Genomic DNA, 19,562 nt, shown 5'->3' on the forward strand with positions numbered 1-19,562 from the left:
TTAATTACTGCTGGAACCATTTGCTGTAGATGGTTTTGTAAGTGCCGTCAGCTTTTACCTTCTCCAGCGCGGCGTCGAATTTCGCCTGCAGATCGGTGTTGCCCTGACGCACGGCGATGCCGAGGCCGGTGCCGAAATAGGCTTTGTCGGTGACTTTATCGCCAACTGCCGTCAGGCTGGCGTTCTGCTTCAGCCATTCGTTGACCACTGCCGTGTCGCCGAAGACCGCGTCGATACGGCCGTTTTTCAGATCCAGCACCGCGTTCTGATAGCTGTCGTAGGGCACGGTAGTGATATCGGCATGCTGATCGTTAAGGTATTTCTGGTGCGTCGTGCCGTTTTGCACGCCGACGCGCTTGCCTTTCAGCGCGGCCACATCGGCCACTTTGCCTTTCTGCGCGATAAACAGCGCGGAGTTGTCGTAGTAAGGCTTGCTGAACAGCACCTGTTTTTCGCGCTCCGGCGTGATGTCCATACCGGCCATCACCGCGTCGAAACGGCGGAACTTCAGGCTCGGGATCAGGCTGTCGAACGCCTGGTTGGTGAAGGTGCAGGTCGCGTTCATCTCTTTGCAGAGCGCGTTCGCCAGGTCGACGTCGAAGCCCTGAATCTTGTTGCTGGAGTCGACGAACTCAAACGGCGGATAAGAGGCCTCTGTGGCGAAGCGAATAGTCTGCGCCGCAGACGCGCTCAGGCTCAGACCAGCAAGCAGTGCAGCAAGTACGATTTTTTTCATTGAGAGCTTCCTGACTTAATGCGAAAGATAATGTGCAAACGCCTCGGTTTGCGGCTGTGTAAATCGGCTGGCGTCGCCCTGTTCCACGATATGGCCGTTCTCCATATACACCACGCGGCTGGCGGTTTTACGGGCGACTTCTACTTCGTGCGTCACGATGACCTGGGTAATGTGCGTCTGGGCGAGTTCGCGAATAATGCTGACGATCTGCGCGGTGATTTCCGGATCGAGCGCGGCGGTCGGCTCGTCGAACAGCAGTACCTGCGGTTCCATCATCAGGGCGCGCGCGATGGCGACGCGCTGCTGCTGGCCGCCGGAGAGGTGCAGCGGGAAGCGATCGGCATAGGGCGTAAGGCGCAGGCGCTCCAGTAGCTTGTCGGCGCGCGCGCGCGCCTCCGCTTTGCTGAGTCCCAGCACGCGGCACGGCGCTTCGATCAGGTTCTGCACCACGGTGAGATGCGGCCAGAGGTTATATTGCTGGAAAACCATGCCGACATTCTGACGCAGTTCGCGGATGGCGGCGTCGGACGGCGTCTTGCTGAAGTCGAAATGGGTGCCGGCGATTTTCAGGCTGCCCGAGCGTGGCTGCTCCAGCAGGTTAAGCACGCGCAGGAGTGAGCTTTTCCCCGCGCCGCTTGGGCCGAGCAGCACCAGCGTTTCGCCTTGCGGGCAATCCAGATTGATGTCAAACAGCGCCTGGTGGGCGCCGTAAAAGCAGTTAATCCCGTTTAGTTGAATACTCATGCGCAAATTTTGAATAGCCATTAGTGCCGCGAATCTTAACCGCACCAGAATAGTTATGCAAATGAAGTGGGTTAAAATTTATTAAACTGCAGAGAAACAGGTAAAGCGTAGCACAATATCGCGCCACTTAGCGGCAGGGGCGCGCAGGCAATAAGAGGCGCGCCGCAAGAGAGCGGCGCGCCGGGGAAGAGATTATTTTTTCGCCTGCTCCAGCGTCTGGCTCAGGGTGCCGCCGCCCGGATGCGCCCAGTCGGCGACGTAGCGCACGTCATCCACCACCCAGCAGGTGCCTTCGCGGATCATCAGCACCTCATCCTGCCAGCTTTTGCCGTCGCGGCTCAGCTCGACGCGCAGCGGAATATTGCGCGCGTCGCGGTTCGGAATGGTAGAGCTGTCCGCCACGCTGGCGGCGGTCGGACCCTGCGCCAGGCTGGAGAAGAGATCGCTGCTGCGCCACTGCGCCGTCGCGTTGCCGCCCTGGGTATTCGCCTGCTGCAGCGCCTGATAGAGGCGATCGCTCAGGTAGGGGCGATATTTCGCCAGCTGATCGCTGCCCGGCAGGCCCGGCGTCGGCTGCTGAATGCGCAGATCGTAAAACTGCTGCGCGACGCTGTCTGGACCGCCATCGACGCAGGGCGCGGTGCGAGGGCCGTTGTCCTTAATCACCGGCTCCACCGTGGTACAGGCGGAGAGCAGCAGTGCGGCCGGAAGCAGCAGCGCAAAGGCTTTGTTTCTCATCTCGATTTCCTTATTGTTCTCTGGCAAAGCGCTATTTTTAGCATAGAGTATAGCCGTGCTTTTTAGTTGAAAGAGCCTTGTCCCCTATTTCATATCAGGAGAGAGCGATGAAATTTTCCACCACGCCTACGCTGGAAGGACACAGCATCAGCGACTACTGCGGCGTCGTCACCGGCGAAGCGATCCTTGGCGCTAACATTTTCCGCGACTTTTTCGCCGGCATCCGCGACGTGGTCGGCGGCCGTTCCGGCGCCTATGAGAAAGAGCTGCGCAAGGCGCGCGAAATCGCCTTCGAGGAGCTGGAAGCGCAGGCGAAGGCGCTGGGCGCGACGGCGGTGGTCGGCATCGATATCGATTACGAAACCGTCGGCAAAGATGGCAGCATGCTGATGGTCAGCGTAAGCGGCACGGCGGTGAAACTCCGTTGAGGCTGCTGCTGGCCGCGCTGGCGCTGCTGCTGGCGGGCTGTCAGAGCGGACTGGAATCGCGGCAGGGCTACTGGGTCGACACGCAGCATCCGGCTTACGGCGCCAGACCGCGCATTAAGGCGATCGTTATTCACTATACCGCCGAAGATTTTCCCTCTTCGCTGGCGACCCTGACCGATCGCGACGTCAGCGCCCACTACCTTATTCCCCGCCAGCCGCCGCAGCGCGCCGGAAAGCACATTATCTGGCAGCTGGTGCCGGAAGCGCAGCTCGCCTGGCACGCCGGACCGAGCTTCTGGCGCGACGCGACGCGCCTCAACGACACCTCGATCGGTATCGAGCTGGTGAACCGCGGCTATACGCGCACCCTGACCGGACGCGACTGGCAGCCCTTTACCGAGGCGCAAATCGCCGCGCTGACGCTGCTGCTGAAGGACATCGCCCAGCGCTACGCCATCGCGCCGCAGAATATTGTCGGCCATAGCGATGTCGCGCCGCAGCGCAAGCAGGATCCCGGTCCGCTGTTTCCCTGGGCTCAGCTGGCGCGGCAGGGGATCGGCGCCTGGCCGGAGGCGTCGCGCGTGCAGCACTATTTAGCGGGCAGGGCGGCGCAGACGCCGGTGGCGACAGAGACGCTGCTATCGGCGCTGTCGCGCTACGGCTATGACGTGAGCGGCGCGGCCACGCCGCGTCAGCAGCAGCGGCTGATCGCGGCGTTCCAGATGCATTTTCGTCCGGCGGACTATCGCGGCTTGCCGGACGCGGAGACGCTGGCGATTGCCGAGGCGCTGCTGGAGAGATACGGCGATTAACGTTCCAGGAAGGCTTTCCAGTGCGCCAGCAGCTGCTCCAGCGCATGGCGGTCGACGTCCAGATGGGTAACGATGCGCGTTACCGGTCCGACGCTTAACAGCACGTCGCGCGCGGCGAACCAGTTTTTCAGCGGTTCGATCTGTTCGGCGGGCACGCGCACGAACAGCATGTTGGTCTGCTGATCCATCACCTCGACGCCCGCCTGCTGCAGCTGCTGGCCGAGCCAGGCGGCGTTGTCGTGATCCTCTTTCAGCCGCGCGACGTTGTGCTGCAGCGCGTAGAGGCCGGCCGCCGCCAGAATGCCCGCCTGGCGCATGCCGCCACCGGCCATTTTGCGCCAGCGGCGCGCGCGCTCAATATAGGCCTCATCGCCGCACAGCAGCGATCCCACCGGCGTGCCCAGTCCTTTCGACAGGCAGATAGTCAGCGTGTCGCAGTAGCGCGCAATCGCCTCCAGCGTGACGTTTTGCGCCACCACCGCGTTAAAAATGCGCGCGCCGTCGATATGCAGCGCCAGCTTGCGCTCGCGGCTAAACGCCCAGGCGCGGGCGAGATAGTCGAGCGGCAGCACCTTGCCGTGGTGGGTGTTCTCCAGGCTAAGCAGGCGGGTGCGCGCAAAGTGGATATCGTCCGGCTTGATGGCGGCGGCCACTAACTCCAGCGGCAGCGTGCCGTCTTCGGCAGCGAGGATCGGCTGCGGCTGGATGCTGCCCAGCACCGCCGCGCCGCCCGCTTCATATTTATAGTTATGCGCCTGCTGGCCCACGATATATTCGTCGCCGCGCTCGCAGTGGCTCAGCAGCGCCACCAGATTGGCCTGAGTGCCGGTCGGGAAGAATAGCGCGGCCGCTTTGCCGCTAAGTCGCGCGGCTTCCGCCTCCAGCGCATTCACGGTGGGATCGTCGCGATAGACGTCGTCGCCGGTTTCGGCGGCCATCATCGCCTGCAACATCGCGGCGCTCGGCCGGGTTACGGTATCACTGCGTAAATCGATCACGTTGCTCTCCTGAGAAAAGCGGGCAGAACGCCCGAACAGGCTGCACACAGGGTGAGGAGCGGATGGCGTGGCCCGAGGAGCAAAGCGTCCCGCGCCATGGACAAAAACGCCAGGAGCGTTTTTGAACAACGCAGCGCGTTGGCCCGTTTACGGGCGCACCTCAAGGATGAGGTGCGTATGCACGCGGGCCGAGCTGGCAGGGATGCCGTTTTTTGCGTCTTTGCGATCGGGCCACGCCATCCGCGCAGGCACCTTGTCTCTATCTTCAGCGGACCCAGACGCCCGCTGGCCTCTTTCTCTTTTACCGCAGCCAGTTGGTTTTCGCCAGCTCCACCACTTCGTCGCCGCGGCCGTTCAGGATTGCGCGCAGCATATAGAGGCTAAATCCTTTCGCCTGCTCCATCTTGATCTGCGGCGGCATCGCCAGCTCCTCTTTGGCGGTAATGACATCTACCAGCACCGGACCGGGATGCGCGAATGCCTGCTCCAGCGCGCCGTTAAGCTCGGACGCCTTCTCCACGCGCAGCCCTTTAATGCCGCACGCCTCAGCGATGGCGGCGAAGTCAGGATTATCCAGCTCGGTGCCGTCAGTGAGGTAGCCGCCCGCCTTCATCTCCATGGCGACAAAGCCCAGCACGCTGTTATTGAAGATCACCAGCTTCACCGGCAGCTTGAGCTGCGCCAGGGTAATAAAGTCGCCCATCAGCATGCTGAAGCCGCCGTCGCCGCACAGCGCCACCACCTGACGATCGCGGTTCAGCGCCTGGGCGCCGAGCGCCTGCGGCATGGCGTTCGCCATTGAACCGTGATTGAAAGAGCCAAGCAGGCGGCGACGGCCGTTCATCTTCAGATAGCGCGCCGCCCAGACGGTGGGCGTGCCGACGTCGCAGGTGAAAATGGCGTCGTCGCTGGCGTAGTGGCTGATCTGCTGCGCCAGATACTGCGGATGGATCGCCTGTTTGTCGTTGGCGTTAGCCAGCTCGTCCAGTCCTTTGCGCGCGTCGGCGTAGTGTTCCAGCGCGCTGTCGAGATGATGACGGTCGCTTTTCTTCTCCAGCCGCGGCAGCAGCGCCTGCAGCGTCGGCTTCACCGCGCCGACGTACGCCTGATCGAGATGGCAGTGCGCGCCGAGGCTGCCGGGATTGATATCAAGCTGGATGATTTTCGCCTGTTCGGGATAGAAGGCGCGGTAGGGGAATTTGGTGCCGAGCAGCACGAGCGTATCGGCGTTCATCATGGCGTGATAGCCCGATGAGAAGCCGATCAGCCCGGTCATGCCGACATCATAAGGGTTATCGTACTCAAGATGCTCCTTGCCGCGCAGCGCATGGACGATCGGCGCCTTCAGCGTCTCCGCCAGCCGCACCACTTCGTCATGGGCGCCGGCACAGCCGCTGCCGCACAGCAGCGTGATATTGCTGGCCTCATTCAGGGTTTGCGCCAGCAGCGCCAGCTCGCTCTCCTGCGGCAGCACCTGCGGCAACAGCGGCGGATACCAGGCGGTCGACGCGCTCTCCGGCGCGGGCTTCAGCGCCACGTCGCCCGGCAGCACCACCACTGACACGCCGCGATTAAGGATCGCCTCGCGCATCGCGATGCCGAGCACCTGCGGCAGCTGCTCGGGGCTGGAGACCAGTTCGCAGTAGTGGCTGCACTCGCGGAACAGCTCCTGCGGATGCGTCTCCTGAAAATAGCCGCTGCCGATCTCGCTGGAGGGAATATGGGCGGCGATCGCCAGCACCGGCACGCGGTTGCGGTGGCAGTCGAACAGGCCGTTGATCAAATGCAGGTTGCCCGGCCCGCAGGAGCCGGCGCAAACCGCCAGCTCGCCGCTGACGTGTGCTTCCGCTCCGGCGGCGAAGGCGGCAACCTCTTCGTGTCGCGTCGGCATCCACTCAATGGTGCCCATGCGGTTCAGGCTGTCGCTCAGCCCGTTCAGGGAGTCTCCGGTTACCCCCCAGATACGTTTGACGCCGGCGTTTTCCAGCGTTTTCGCGATCAGCGCCGCAACGGTCTGTTTCATCTTACTCTCCTCTGGCTGTAAGCCATCTTCCCAATGGCGGACAAAAAGAGAAGCCTAGACGAGGTTTCGCGCGCGCAGCCGTGAAAAAGTGCGCTGCGCGTTATGCGGAGAAAAAGGCGATGAGCAGCGGCGCCAGCAAACTCATCACAAAGCCGTGTACGATAGCGGCCGGCACGATTTCATTGCCGCCTGCGCGCTGTAGCACCGGCAGGGTGAAATCCATTGCCGTCGCGCCGCACAGTCCGAGCGCGCTGGAGCGATGCCGGGCGATCAGCGCCGGGATCAGCATTATCGCGGTCAGCTCGCGCACCAGGTCGTTGAAAAAAGCGGCGCTGCCGATCACCGGCCCGAACGCTTCGGTCATCAGGATGCCGGAAAGAGAGTACCAGCCAAAACCGCTGGCCAGCGCCAGGCCGGTTTTCAGCGGCAGACCCAGCAGCGCGGCGGCGATGGCGCCGCCCAGCAGGGCGCTCAGCAGCACTACCACCGACACCAGCATGCCGCGTCGATTCAGCAGAATCTGGCGCAGCGTCATGCCGCTGCCGCGCAGCTGCACTCCAACGAGGAACAGCAGAAAGATCAGCGCATATTCGCTGGCGGTGGAGGCGTGGCGCAGAAAAGCGAGCTGCGTCAGCCCCGCCAGAAAGCCCATCACCACCACGCCGCACAGCGTCAGCGAGTCGAGCGCCATGCGCAGGCGCGACGGCAGCGCTTCCTGTCTATGCTTGTGCTGCCAGGGACGCTTTTTTTCCAGCAGGCGCAGCGCCAGCAGGTTGCACAGCAGGATCGCCAGCGCGCTGACCAGCGCGATATGAAAAACGCTCAGCAGATTGCGGCTGAGATTATCGAGAAAGGCGAGGCTGATGCCCATAAAGAAGAGAATGATATAGACCATCCAGCCAAGCAGACGATTCACCAGACGTAAAAAAGCGGGCTGATGCAGCGGCAACAGCCAGCCTGCCACCAGCGGCAGCAGAATAATAAGAAGCCCAGAATACATAACGGATGCGTTTCCTTGCAGAGAGTGCGGACACGCTAGCGAAAAAGCCTGATAGAGTAAACCCTTGTATTACAGCGGCATGGCCGGACCTGAGGAGAGAGCGTCATGATTCTGGAACATATCGAGATTACCGGCTTTCGCGGCATTAATCATTTATCGCTGCCGCTCACCCAGACAACCCTGCTGATCGGCGAAAACGCCTGGGGCAAATCGAGTTTGCTGGACGCCCTGAGCCTGCTGCTTGCGCCGCAGGAGAGCCCTTATCAGTTTACCCGGCACGATTTCCACTTCACGCCCGGCAACCGCGAGACGCCGATGCGGCGCCTGCAAATTGTGTTTCATTTTCGCGACGACGGCAGCGAACAGGCGGCGCTGTTTTCGCCATTCTGGCAGCGCGACGCGCAGGGCGCGCGCTGGCTCTACTTCAGCACGCGCGCCCGACTGCGCGAAAACGAGGTCACCGCCTCGCGCCGCTTTCTGCGCGCTGACGGCGAGGCGCTACCGCCGGCGGGCAGCGAAGAGGCGATAAGCCTGCTGACGCGGCTGCATCCGGTGCTGCGTCTGCGCGATGCGCGCTTTAGCCGCCGCGCGCGGCACGACAGCAGCGACGGACAGGCGCGAAGCGCTGAGATGAGCGCGCTGGCGGCGGATATCGGCAGCCTGACGCGTCAGCTGGCGTCGCAGCCCCATCAGCTCAGCGATGAAACGCTGCGGCAGGGCGTCGCTACCATGCAGCAGCTGATGGAGCACTATTTCCTGGTGCTGCAGCCCGCCGCGGACGGCGCGCGGCGCAGCGATCCGCAAACCCGCGACGGCGCGCACGGCTGGCGCGCGCTCGATCGCCTTAATCAGCTGATCGGCGAAACCGATTCGCGCAGTCAGCAGATCGTGCTGCTGCGCATGTTCGTTCTGCTGGCGCAGGCGCGCGGCGCGGCAGGGCTCTCGCCCGACGCGCGCCCGCTGCTGCTGATAGAAGATCCGGAGACCCGGCTGCATCCGATTATGCTGTCGGTGACCTGGAATCTGCTCGATCTGATCCCGCTGCAGAAAATCGCCACCACCAACTCCGGCGAGCTGTTGTCGCTGACGCCGGTGGAAAATGTCTGTCGGCTGGTGCGCGAACCGACGCGCGTCGCTGCCTGGCGCATCGGCCCGCAGGGATTGAGCGCCGAAGAGAGCCGCCGTATCGGCTTTCATATTCGCGTCAACCGGCCGTCGGCGCTGTTCGCCCGTTGCTGGCTGCTGGTGGAGGGCGAAACCGAGGTGTGGATCATCAACGAGCTGGCGCGCCAGTGCGGCTACCACTTCGCGGCGGAAGGGGTGAAGGTCATCGAGTTCGCGCAGGCGGGCCTGAAGCCGCTGCTAAAGTTCGCCGCGCGCATGGGCATCGCCTGGCACGTGCTGACCGACGGCGACGACGCCGGCAATAAATATGCCGCCACCGCGCGCAGCCAGCTGGCGCCGCACGATGAGCGCGACCATTATCTTACGCAGCTGCCGGCGCCCGACATGGAGCACTATCTGTTCGGATCAGGCTTTAAAGCGGTTTATCTGCAGATGGCGCATCTGCCGTTAAATGTGGCGATGAGTCCCAGGCGTATCATTACCAAAGCGCTTCAGCACGCCTCCAAGCCGGAGCTGGCCATCGCCGTCGCGACCGCCGCCGCCGAGCGCGGAGAACAGGCGATGCCGCCGCTAATGCGCCAGCTGTTTTCGCGCGTGATGTGGCTGGCGCGCGGCAAAGCGGATTAACCGCACGTGCGCAATAAAATAAAATGCCAGCGACACGGCTGGCATTTTTTGGGGGAGCGTTCAGAATGGGGTGATAGCAGTTCAGGCGTGCTGTACAACGTCCACCGGCACGATCAGACTGGCATGATTGCCTTTCGGGCCCTGATGAACATCAAACTGAACTTGTTGCCCGGCTTTTAATGTTCTGTAACCATCCATCTGAATCGTAGAGTAGTGCGCGAAGATATCTTCTCCGCCACCGATCGGACAGATAAAGCCGAAGCCCTTGGCGTTATTGAACCATTTAACAGTACCCGTCTCCATGCTTTTACTTCCCTCGCAAGACATTTTGATAATCAGGTGAGTAAATTAAAGCTGGGGTCGAGTTTGTTTAAAACTCAATCAGCTTGTGTCTGTAGAATGTAGAGAAAGGGCCCCTGGCGTCAAGCAAACCACCAGAGAGTGCAGGGATAAAATCATCAAAATTTGAGACAGTTAACGCTATTGCGAATTTTGTGATACAGGTCGCGCGCGGGTTTTTTCGCAAAAAATCGCTGCGGCGGAGGCGTGCTTGACAGGCGTGTTAAACTCTACGTATGGACAGATAATCGTCCGTATCGATGTACAGAATTTCAACGGAACATTATGGCAAATACTAACGACTGGCTTAACTTTGAACACCTGGCCGAAGACAAAGCGAAAGAGGGACTACAGCCGCCCTCTATGTATAAAGTCATCCTGAATAATGACGATTATACGCCTATGGAATTTGTTATTGACGTTCTGCAAAAGTTCTTTTCTTATGATGTTGAACGTGCAACGCAACTGATGCTGAAAGTTCACTACCACGGAAAGGCGATCTGCGGTGTCTTTACCGCCGAAGTGGCGGAGACCAAAGTCGCTATGGTGAACAAGTACGCGCGGGAGAATCAGCATCCATTGCTGTGTACGCTGGAAAAAGCCTGAACTCGCCCTCATATAGTGAAGGTGAGGTTGTCAGAGCGATAATTGGGGGAGGTGCCTATGCTCAATCAAGAACTGGAACTCAGTTTAAACATGGCTTTCGCCAGAGCGCGTGAGCACCGTCATGAGTTTATGACCGTCGAGCATTTGTTGCTGGCTCTGCTCAGCAACCCGTCGGCCAGAGAGGCACTGGAAGCCTGTACCGTCGATATTGTCGCGCTGCGGCAAGAACTCGAAGCTTTCATTGAACAAACCACACCGGTGCTGCCCGCCAGTGAAGCGGAGCGCGATACGCAACCCACGCTCAGCTTCCAGCGCGTCCTGCAGCGCGCGGTATTCCATGTCCAGTCATCGGGCCGCAGCGAAGTCGCTGGCGCTAACGTGCTGGTCGCCATCTTCAGCGAGCAGGAGTCGCAGGCGGCCTATCTGCTGCGCAAACATGAAGTGAGCCGTCTTGATGTGGTGAACTTCATTTCTCACGGAACGCGTAAAGACGAACCCGGTCAGGCGCCGAACAGTGAGAATCCGGTCAACGAAGAGCAAGCAGGCGGGGAGGATCGTATGGAAAACTTCACCACCAATCTCAATCAGCTTGCTCGCGTCGGCGGAATCGATCCGCTGATTGGTCGCGACAAAGAGCTGGAGCGTACCGTTCAGGTGCTGTGCCGTCGCCGTAAAAACAACCCGCTGCTGGTGGGCGAGTCGGGCGTCGGTAAAACCGCTATCGCGGAAGGCCTGGCCTGGCGCATCGTGCAGGGCGACGTGCCTGAAGTGATGAAGGACTGCACTATCTACTCGCTCGATATCGGTTCGCTGCTGGCGGGCACAAAGTATCGCGGCGACTTCGAGAAGCGCTTCAAAGCTTTGCTGAAACAGCTGGAGCAGGATAACAGCAGCATTCTGTTTATCGATGAGATCCATACCATCATCGGCGCAGGCGCGGCATCCGGCGGCCAGGTAGATGCGGCTAACCTGATTAAGCCGCTGCTCTCCAGCGGGAAAATCCGCGTGATGGGATCAACCACCTATCAGGAGTTCAGCAATATCTTCGAAAAAGATCGCGCGCTGGCGCGTCGCTTCCAGAAGATCGATATCACCGAGCCGACGCTGGATGAAACCGTGCAGATCCTGAACGGTCTCAAGCCGAAATATGAAGCGCACCACGACGTGCGTTACACCGCGAAAGCGGTGCGCGCCGCGGTTGAGCTGGCGGTGAAATATATTAACGACCGTCATCTGCCGGACAAAGCGATCGACGTGATCGACGAAGCTGGCGCGCGGGCGCGTCTGATGCCGGCCAGCAAGCGCAAGAAGACCATCAACGTCTCCGATATCGAGACCGTGGTGGCGCGTATCGCGCGTATTCCTGAGAAGAGCGTTTCGGCAACCGACCGCGACACGCTGAAAAATCTCGGCGATCGCCTGAAAATGCTGGTGTTCGGCCAGGATAACGCCATTGAAGCCCTGACCGAAGCGATCAAAATGAGCCGCGCCGGACTGGGCCAGGATCGCAAACCGGTTGGCTCCTTCCTGTTCGCCGGGCCGACCGGCGTCGGTAAAACCGAGGTTACGGTCCAGCTGGCGAAGGCGCTCGGCATCGAGCTGCTGCGTTTTGATATGTCCGAATATATGGAACGTCATACGGTGAGTCGCCTGATTGGCGCGCCTCCGGGCTATGTCGGCTTCGATCAGGGCGGGCTGCTGACCGATGCGGTGATTAAGCATCCGCATGCGGTGGTGCTGCTCGACGAAATCGAGAAAGCGCATCCGGACGTCTTTAACCTGCTGCTGCAGGTAATGGACAACGGTATGCTGACGGACAATAACGGCCGTAAAGCGGACTTCCGCAACGTGGTGCTGGTGATGACCACCAACGCGGGCGTACGTGAAACCGAGCGTAAATCGATTGGTCTGATCCATCAGGACAACAGCACCGACGCGATGGAAGAGATCAAAAAGATCTTTACGCCGGAGTTCCGCAACCGTCTCGACAACATTATCTGGTTCCGCCACCTGTCACCGGAGGTGATCCATCAGGTCGTGGACAAGTTTATTGTCGAACTGCAGGCGCAGCTGGATGCGAAGGGCGTCTCGCTGGAGGTCAGCGACGAAGCGCGCGACTGGCTGGCGGAGAAAGGCTACGACAAGGCGATGGGCGCGCGTCCGATGGCGCGTACGGTGCAGGAAAACCTCAAGAAACCACTGGCCAACGAATTGCTGTTCGGCTCGCTGGTGGACGGCGGCTCGGTCTCGGTGGCGCTCGACAAAGAGAAGAACCAGCTGACCTACCACTTCCTCAGCGCGGAAAAACGCAAAACGGAAGGCACGGTTCACTAAGCGCCGTACGACAGAAATAGAAAAGGCCAGATGCGAATCTGGCCTTTTTTTTCACCGCCGTTCAGGCGGCGAAAGCGAAATGAAGCCGCTTAGCGACTACGGAAGACAATGCGGCCTTTGCTCAGGTCGTACGGGGTCAGCTCAACAGTCACTTTGTCGCCCGTCAGGATGCGGATATAGTTTTTGCGCATTTTACCGGAGATATGAGCGGTAACCACGTGACCGTTTTCGAGTTCTACACGGAACATGGTGTTAGGTAACGTATCAAGTACGGTACCTTGCATTTCAATATTGTCTTCTTTGGCCATCGAATCCTCTGGGTGGACTAGCTTTCAGTGAACCGGCAAGATAATGCCGAATTCCACGATTTATGTAAAGAAACGTTGGCGGTAAGGCCAACGCTTCGCCGTGCTTCGCGCGAGGGCGCGAGCATCTCGGTTAAATTCGGGTGTTTATGTGACGTCTGCGGGGGATTAACGGGCTAAGAATCTGCATCAGTAGGCGGTAACACGCGCTCATCTGAAACAGTTCCGGGAGTGCGTTGTGATTCCCAGCCTGGCAATTCCGGCTCGCCGTTGCGAAGCGCGGACGACATACCAAACGCGACTATTATACCACTTTTACGCCTGATTGTGTGCAAAACATCTGCGCGGGCTTAAAAAAGGGTCTGAGTGCGCCAGCAGCCGGCGCTGACGGGCTGCCAGGCAAGGGTCTGAACATACTGCAAATAGTCGACGCGCGGGATCTCACGCGCGCCCAGCGAGGCGGTGTGCGGATTCAAAACCTGACAATCCACCAGCCTGCCCTGATGTTTGATGAAATGCTGGCAAAATACCCAGAGTGCGGTTTTTGAGGCGTTCTCGCTGCGGCTAAACATCGACTCGCCGCAGAAAATTTGCCCGAGTGCGAGGCCGTACATGCCGCCGACCAGCTGCTGATCCTGCCAGACTTCGACGGAATGCGCATGGCCCAGCTCATAGAGACGCTGCCAGGCGCGCTTTACCTCGAAGGTGATCCAGGTGCCTTCCTGACGACCGGCGGCGCAGCCTTCCACCACCTCGAAAAAGGCCTGATTCATGGTGACGCGGTAGGGCGAGCGGCGATGAAACCGCGCCATGCTGCGGCTGAGATGAAAAGATTCCGGCACTAAAACCGCGCGCGGATCGGGCGACCACCACAAAATCGGATCGCCCGGCGAAAACCAGGGAAAAATGCCGCGCTGATAGGCGCTGAGCAGGCGGGCAGGGGAGAGATCGCCGCCCATCGCCAGCAGGCCGTTCGGCTCGCGCAGCGCCATCTCCGGCGGAGGAAAATGTAGGGATTCCCGTGACAGTTGCACCAGTCTCATCGCATCGTTACTCGTCGCTTTTTCGCTAAGACTATAGCGCAAAGCGCTGCTGGAAATGCCAGTAGCGCCCCTCTTTTGAGATTAATTCGTGGTGCGCGCCCTGTTCGACAATCTGGCCATTTTCCATCACGCAGATGCGATCCAGCATTTCCAGCCCGCTAAGGCGGTGCGTCACCATAATCAGGGTCTTGCCGAGGGTGACCTGCTGCAGCAGCACCAGAATTTGCTGTTCGGTGGCGGCGTCAAGCCCTTCGGTGGGTTCGTCCAGCAGCCAGAGATCGCCGTCGTGCAGCAGCGCGCGCGCAATCGCCAGGCGACGCAGCTCGCCTCCCGACAGCGGGCGGCCCCCTTCGCCGAGCCAGGCGTTAAGCCCCTCTTCGCTCTCTAGCAGCCGCGTTAGCCCGCTCTGGCGCAGCGCCTCGCTGAGCTGCGCGTCGCTGGCGTCGGGACGCGCCACGCGCAGGTTTTCGCGCAGCGTCTGGTTAAACAGATGCACGCGCTGCGTCACCACGCTGATGCGCTGACGCAGCGATTTTTCATCCCAGTCGCACAGCGCGACCTCCTGCAGCCTAATCGATCCCGCCTCCGTGTCCCAGGCGCGCGTCAGCAGCGCCAGCAGGGTGGATTTGCCGCAGCCGGTAGGGCCGAGCAGCGCCACGCGTTCGCCTGCCCGCACCTGCAACGAAAATCCTTCCAGCACCGCTTCGGGGCGATGCGGATAGCGGAAGGTAAGCTGGTCGATCGCCACCGAAAGGCTGCCCGGCGCGCAGGCCGCGCTGGCGGGAAAGCGGATGGCGGGCGTCTGCCCGATAATGCCGGTGACGCGCTCTGCGGCGGCGATCACCTGCGCCAGCGGCAGAAAGGCGCCGGCGACCGGGCCCAGCGCTTCGAAGGCGGCCAGCGCGCAGAAGACCACCAGCGCGATAAGCGCGCCGGACGAGGCGCTGTGCGCCAGGCTATCGGCGCTCATCCACAGCAGCAGCGTTACGGTCGCGCCGCTTATCAGCAGCAGCAGGCTTTGCGACAGCGCCTGCAGACGCTGCTGCTGCTGCTGCGCTTTCTGCCATTGCGCTTCGTCGCGGTCGAGCTGCCCGCGCCAGCGATCGGAGAGGCCGTAAATCGCCAGTTCAGCCTGCCCGCTTAGCCAGTGCATCAGCCGCAGGCGCCACTGCGCGCGCTGCTGCGCAATCGCGCGCCCGGCTGGCGCGCCCAGCCGATAAAACAGCGGCGGCAGCAGCAGCAGCGTCGCCAGCATCACGCCGCCGAGGGTCAGCGCCAGCCGCACGTCCAGCAGGCCGATGCCCAGCGTCACCACCACAATCACCACCAAAGCGCCAGCCAGCGGGGCGATAATCCGCAGATAGAGATGGTCGAGGGTATCGACGTCGCCGACGAAGCGGTTAAGCAGATCGCCCTGGCGGAACGCCGCCAGCTGGCCCGGCGCCAGCGCGATAAGGCGGCTGAAGGTAAAGACGCGCAGGTGTTGCAGCACGCGGAAAGTCGCGTCATGGCTGACCAGCCGCTCGAAATAGCGCGCGGCGGTGCGTGTAATCGCCGCGCCGCGAACGCCTGCGGCGGGCAGCATGTAGTTAAAACTGTAGAGCCCGGCGAGGCCCGCCAGCGAAGAGGCGGCGAGAAACCAGCCTGAAAGCGCCAGCAGACCGATGCTGGCCAGCAGCGTAACGATGGCAAGCAGCACGCCCAGCGACAGCCGCCAGGGGTGACGTAGAAACAGGCGCAGGAAAGGACGCAGGGCGGACATCAGCTAATCTCCTTCTGACGATGCAGAGCCATCTGGCGAAACGGGCCGGGTTCGGCGATCAGATCGCGCCACTGGCCCTGCTGCGTTAGCTGACCCTCCTGCATCACCCAGACCGCATCCCACTGCTGCAGCGCATCGAGCTGGTGGGTGCTCATCAGGGTAGTCTGGCGGCGTGACGCCTTATCGAGCGCCCGCATCACGTGCTGTTCGCTGCGGCTGTCGAGGCTGGCGGCGGGCTCGTCCAGCAGCAGCAGACGCGCTGGCTTATAGAGCGCGCGCGCCAGCGCGATGCGCTGCGCCTGGCCGACGGAAAGCCCCGCGCCGTCGTCGCCGATCGGCGTCAGCACGCCGGCGGAGAGCCGCGGTAAAAATTCGCTGACGCCGCAGTCGGCGAGCAGAGCGTCCAGATCGACGTCGTCTCGCCCGTTCCCCATCACGATATTCTCCTGCAGCGTCCCGGCGGGCAGCTGCGGGTTTTGCCCAAGCCAGGCGATCTGCCGCTGCCAGTAGGCGCGGCGCATCTCGCGCAGCTCGACGCCGTTGACGCGCAGCGAGCCCTGATAGGGCAGGAAGCCGAGCAGCACGTTCATCAGCACGGTTTTTCCTGCGCCGCTCTGGCCGACCAGCGCCACGCGCTCGCCGGCCGCAAGCGTAAAGCTGAGGGGGCCGCACAGCGCTTTGCCCTCTGGGCTCAGGGCAATCAAATCCTGCCCGACGATGGCGAGCGGCGCGTCGCCGGGCAGCGTCGCCGCGCCCTCGGCGGCGGCAGGCTGCGGGCTCTCGCGCATAAAGCGCTCCAGAGCGTCCGCGCCGCCGACCGCCTGCGCTTTGGCATGATAAAACGCGCCGAGATCGCGCAGCGGCTGGAAGAATTCCGGCGCGAGGATCAGAGCGACGAAACCGGCAAACAGGGTAACGCCGCTTCCCCAGGCGCCGAAATGGAGTTCGCCGAGATAGGAGAAGCCGAAGTAGACCGCAACCACCGCAATCGCCAGCGACGCGAAAAACTCCAGCACGGCGGAGGAGAGAAAGGCGAGGCGCAGCACTTCCATGGTGCGCTGGCGAAAATCGGCGGTGGAGGCGGCGATAGCGGCGGTTTCCGCTTCGGCGCGATGAAACAGGCGCAGGGTTTCGCGTCCGCGCAGCCGGTCGAGGAAATCGCCGCTGAGGCGCGCCAGCGCGATAAAGTTGCGGCGGTTGGCGTCGGCCGCGCCCATGCCGACCAGCGCCATAAACAGCGGGATCAGCGGCGCGGTGACCAGCAGGATCAAACCGGCCGCCCAGTTAAGCGGGAAAACGGTCAACAGAATGCATAAGGGGATCAGCGCCGCCAGCGTCATCTGCGGCAGATAGCGCGCGTAATACTCCTGCATCTCCTCGATCTGCTCCAGCAGCAGCGTCGCCCAGCTGCCCGCCGGTTTGCCGCGGATCCACGCCGGGCCGAGCGCGGAGAGGCGATCCAGCACCTGCTGACGCAGCGCCTGGCGAATCGCCTGGCCGGCGCGAAAGCCTGCGGCCTCGCGCGCATAGTTAAGCAGCGCGCGCAGCGCAAAGCAAAGCAGCAAAAGGGCGAAGGGGAGAAGCAGGTCAGCGCGCGGCCGCTGTTCGACAATCAGCGCCTGCAGCAAAAAGGCGAGCAGCCAGGCCTGGGCAATAATCACCAGCGCGCTCGCCAGCCCAAACAGCGAGGTCAACCGCAGCCAGCGGCCGCCGTAAGCGCGTTGCTGGCGCAGCCAGCGGGTCAGTTCCTGTTGCCGGGTTTTGTTCATGCGAGACCGTAGCGTTATCGATATCCAGGAAAGAATAAGAAGGTAGCTTTCAGGCGCCTGAATCTAGCACGGCGGCATAAAAAAAGGCGACTGAAAAACAGTCGCCCCGAATAAGTAAGATCAGCTAATTAACAACTCACCGATCGTTTTTAACCAGACCGTCGAGATAGCGCTCGGCGTCCAGCGCGGCCATACAGCCGGTGCCGGCAGAGGTGATCGCCTGGCGATAGATATGGTCCATCACGTCGCCTGCGGCGAACACGCCGGGGATGCTGGTCTGGGTAGCGTTGCCGTGCAGGCCGGACTGAACCTTGATATAGCCGTTCTCCAGCGCCAGCTGGCCTTCGAAGATCGCCGTATTCGGGCTATGGCCGATGGCGACGAACAGACCCGCCACTTCCAGCGACTCGGTCTCCGCTTCGTTCAGCGTCGAGCGCAGCGTCAGGCCGGTCACGCCCATCTGGTCGCCAACCACCTCTTCCAGCGTGCGATCGGTGTGCAGCACGATATTGCCGCTGCGCACTTTTTCCATCAGGCGATCGATCAGGATTTTCTCCGCGCGGAAGCTGTCGCGACGGTGAATCAGGTGCACTTCCGCCGCGATGTTCGCCAGATAGAGCGCCTCTTCCACCGCGGTATTGCCGCCGCCGATCACCGCGACTTTCTGGTTGCGGTAAAAGAAGCCGTCGCAGGTGGCGCAGGCGGAAACGCCTTTGCCTTTAAACGCCTCTTCGGAAGGCAGGCCCAGATAGCGCGCCGAAGCGCCGGTCGCGATAATCAGCGCGTCAGCGGTGTATTCGGCGCTGTCGCCGATAAGACGGAACGGACGGTTCTGCAGATCGACGGTGTGAATATGGTCGAAAATGATTTCCGTGTTGAATTTTTCGGCATGCTCATGCATGCGCTCCATCAGCGAGGGACCAGTGAGATCGTGCGGGTCGCCGGGCCAGTTCTCTACCTCGGTGGTGGTGGTCAGCTGACCGCCTTTTTCGAGGCCGGTGATCAGCACCGGATTCAGGTTAGCGCGAGCAGCATAGACCGCTGCGGTATAACCCGCTGGGCCTGAGCCCAGAATGAGCAATTTACTGTGTTTGGCCGTACTCATATGATCCTCAGTTTCATTCGGCTGACAACATGACCTGGGATTGTAGGGAATTTACCGTGGCAAAAAAAGGGCTGAGGAATTTTGTTGCCGATAGCTGCAAACGGCGTAGACGATAACGGCGGGTTCTGCACGTCGGCTGCGCTAAAAGGGGGCAATAATCGGTTTTTACTGGTGCAAAAGTACAAAAATTCTCATTTAAAAACAGTTACCCAGCAGTCTGTCTGGCATCTTGTCCTGAATTTGGTCTTTTTACTTTGACAATCGCCTGCGCTTTTGCGAAAACAATGGCAGAAGCGAAGAAGAAGGAGAGAGTCAAAACAGGGTTTCGTTCCTCGTTTTGCCCCTTTATTCCCGATAAATTACAGCCTGGCATAGGTAATGACGCATGATGTGGACAGACAACATGCGTCATGCGGATGGATGCGCGACAGCGCACAGGCTTTGATTCTTCGCTTCACTAATGCCTTGAACAGTGAACGTTTCCAGGGCGTGGCAGGTAAAGGGAAGGAATTAAGAGAGACAATAATAATGGTAGACAATAAGAAACGCCCCGGAAAAGATCTCGACAGGATCGACAGAAATATTCTGAATGAGCTTCAGAAAGATGGTCGTATTTCCAACGTAGAGCTTTCCAAACGCGTAGGATTATCGCCTACGCCATGTCTTGAGCGTGTGCGTCGTCTGGAACGTCAGGGTTTTATTCTTGGCTATACCGCGCAGCTTAACCCGCACTATCTCGATGCATCGCTGCTGGTTTTTGTTGAGATTACTCTGAATCGTGGCGCGCCGGATGTGTTTGAACAGTTTAACGCCGCTGTGCAAAAACTTGAGGAAACTCAAGAGTGTCACCTGGTTTCCGGCGACTTCGACTACCTGCTGAAGACGCGCGTGCCGGATATGTCCGCCTACCGTAAGCTGCTTGGCGAAACCCTGCTGCGCCTGCCGGGGGTCAACGACACCCGCACTTACGTGGTGATGGAAGAGGTCAAACAGAGTAATCGGCTGGTGATCAAAACCCGATAACGCAGCGCAGGTGCAAAACCTGCGATATTTCGATACACTCCTGTG

General features: G+C 60.8%; 18 protein-coding genes. 6 read left to right on the forward strand and 12 right to left on the reverse strand.

Annotation, left to right across the window (positions count from 1 at the left end; all coding sequences use genetic code 11):
* Window positions 1–4 precede the first annotated feature (4 nt).
* The 3 genes from artJ to AC6I7Z_RS06910 all read right to left on the reverse strand — a co-directional run bounded on the left by artJ (window position 5) and on the right by AC6I7Z_RS06910 (window position 2,218).
* Complete coding sequence (gene artJ, locus AC6I7Z_RS06900; protein WP_497813636.1) at window positions 5–736, reverse strand: arginine ABC transporter substrate-binding protein; 732 nt, start codon at window positions 734–736, stop codon at window positions 5–7.
* A gap of 15 nt (window positions 737–751) precedes the next feature.
* Window positions 752–1,480 (reverse strand): arginine ABC transporter ATP-binding protein ArtP, encoded by a 729-nt coding sequence (gene artP / locus AC6I7Z_RS06905; RefSeq protein WP_497813637.1) that lies wholly within the window; start codon window positions 1,478–1,480, stop codon window positions 752–754.
* Window positions 1,481–1,672: 192 nt separating this feature from the next.
* The gene (locus tag AC6I7Z_RS06910) at window positions 1,673–2,218 is read right to left on the reverse strand and encodes a lipoprotein (RefSeq protein ID WP_312141598.1); all 546 of its coding nucleotides are present in this window, start codon (window positions 2,216–2,218) and stop codon (window positions 1,673–1,675) included.
* 107 nt (window positions 2,219–2,325) lie between these two features.
* Here AC6I7Z_RS06910 and AC6I7Z_RS06915 point away from each other — a divergent pair, with 107 nt between their 5' ends.
* Both AC6I7Z_RS06915 and AC6I7Z_RS06920 read left to right on the forward strand, forming a co-directional pair.
* Window positions 2,326–2,646 (forward strand): heavy metal-binding domain-containing protein, encoded by a 321-nt coding sequence (locus tag AC6I7Z_RS06915; RefSeq protein WP_497813638.1) that lies wholly within the window; start codon window positions 2,326–2,328, stop codon window positions 2,644–2,646.
* The gene (locus tag AC6I7Z_RS06920; RefSeq protein WP_497813639.1) at window positions 2,643–3,458 is read left to right on the forward strand and encodes an N-acetylmuramoyl-L-alanine amidase; all 816 of its coding nucleotides are present in this window, start codon (window positions 2,643–2,645) and stop codon (window positions 3,456–3,458) included. Before AC6I7Z_RS06915 ends, AC6I7Z_RS06920 begins: the two co-directional genes overlap by 4 nt.
* Here the strand turns inward: AC6I7Z_RS06920 and ltaE are convergent.
* From ltaE to AC6I7Z_RS06935, 3 genes are all read right to left on the reverse strand, one after another.
* A complete protein-coding gene (ltaE, locus tag AC6I7Z_RS06925) occupies window positions 3,455–4,456 on the reverse strand; it encodes a low-specificity L-threonine aldolase (protein WP_497813640.1) in 1,002 nt (333 codons plus the stop codon). The two genes, AC6I7Z_RS06920 and ltaE, sit on opposite strands and share 4 nt — an antisense overlap.
* Window positions 4,457–4,757: 301 nt before the next feature.
* Window positions 4,758–6,479, reverse strand: a complete 1,722-nt coding sequence (gene poxB, locus AC6I7Z_RS06930) for a ubiquinone-dependent pyruvate dehydrogenase (protein ID WP_497813641.1) — start codon at window positions 6,477–6,479, stop codon at window positions 4,758–4,760.
* A 100-nt stretch (window positions 6,480–6,579) separates the two neighbouring features.
* The gene (locus AC6I7Z_RS06935) at window positions 6,580–7,479 is read right to left on the reverse strand and encodes a LysO family transporter (protein WP_497813642.1); all 900 of its coding nucleotides are present in this window, start codon (window positions 7,477–7,479) and stop codon (window positions 6,580–6,582) included.
* Between the two features lie 105 nt (window positions 7,480–7,584).
* Here AC6I7Z_RS06935 and AC6I7Z_RS06940 point away from each other — a divergent pair, with 105 nt between their 5' ends.
* Complete coding sequence (locus tag AC6I7Z_RS06940) at window positions 7,585–9,231, forward strand: DUF2813 domain-containing protein (protein ID WP_497813643.1); 1,647 nt, start codon at window positions 7,585–7,587, stop codon at window positions 9,229–9,231.
* 81 nt (window positions 9,232–9,312) lie between these two features.
* Here the strand turns inward: AC6I7Z_RS06940 and cspD are convergent, their stop codons facing one another.
* Window positions 9,313–9,534 (reverse strand): cold shock-like protein CspD, encoded by a 222-nt coding sequence (cspD, locus tag AC6I7Z_RS06945; protein ID WP_033751327.1) that lies wholly within the window; start codon window positions 9,532–9,534, stop codon window positions 9,313–9,315.
* Window positions 9,535–9,855: 321 nt separating this feature from the next.
* On the opposite strand from cspD, the gene clpS reads away from it, so the two are divergent.
* Together clpS and clpA are read left to right on the forward strand one after the other, a co-directional pair.
* Window positions 9,856–10,176, forward strand: coding sequence for an ATP-dependent Clp protease adapter ClpS (clpS, locus tag AC6I7Z_RS06950; RefSeq protein WP_033751321.1), 321 nt, complete (start codon window positions 9,856–9,858; stop codon window positions 10,174–10,176).
* 57 nt (window positions 10,177–10,233) lie between these two features.
* Window positions 10,234–12,510 (forward strand): ATP-dependent Clp protease ATP-binding subunit ClpA, encoded by a 2,277-nt coding sequence (gene clpA / locus AC6I7Z_RS06955; RefSeq protein WP_497813644.1) that lies wholly within the window; start codon window positions 10,234–10,236, stop codon window positions 12,508–12,510.
* Window positions 12,511–12,599: 89 nt separating this feature from the next.
* Here the strand turns inward: clpA and infA are convergent, their stop codons facing one another.
* The 5 genes from infA to trxB form a co-directional block, all read right to left on the reverse strand.
* Entirely contained in the window at window positions 12,600–12,818 is a 219-nt protein-coding gene (infA, locus tag AC6I7Z_RS06960; RefSeq protein WP_002211347.1) for a translation initiation factor IF-1, read from the reverse strand.
* 347 nt (window positions 12,819–13,165) lie between these two features.
* A complete protein-coding gene (aat, locus tag AC6I7Z_RS06965) occupies window positions 13,166–13,858 on the reverse strand; it encodes a leucyl/phenylalanyl-tRNA--protein transferase (protein WP_497813645.1) in 693 nt (230 codons plus the stop codon).
* A 31-nt stretch (window positions 13,859–13,889) separates the two neighbouring features.
* A complete protein-coding gene (gene cydC, locus AC6I7Z_RS06970) occupies window positions 13,890–15,620 on the reverse strand; it encodes a heme ABC transporter ATP-binding protein/permease CydC (RefSeq protein ID WP_497813646.1) in 1,731 nt (576 codons plus the stop codon).
* Window positions 15,620–17,389 (reverse strand): heme ABC transporter permease/ATP-binding protein CydD, encoded by a 1,770-nt coding sequence (gene cydD, locus AC6I7Z_RS06975; RefSeq protein WP_497813647.1) that lies wholly within the window; start codon window positions 17,387–17,389, stop codon window positions 15,620–15,622. Before cydD ends, cydC begins: the two co-directional genes overlap by 1 nt.
* Window positions 17,390–17,525: 136 nt before the next feature.
* Entirely contained in the window at window positions 17,526–18,494 is a 969-nt protein-coding gene (trxB, locus tag AC6I7Z_RS06980; protein WP_048785808.1) for a thioredoxin-disulfide reductase, read from the reverse strand.
* Between the two features lie 528 nt (window positions 18,495–19,022).
* Here trxB and lrp point away from each other — a divergent pair.
* Entirely contained in the window at window positions 19,023–19,517 is a 495-nt protein-coding gene (lrp, locus tag AC6I7Z_RS06985; protein ID WP_006118610.1) for a leucine-responsive transcriptional regulator Lrp, read from the forward strand.
* Window positions 19,518–19,562 lie beyond the last annotated feature (45 nt).

The sequence above is a fragment of the Pantoea sp. X-Soil-MYKO-1289 genome, from assembly GCF_059730625.1.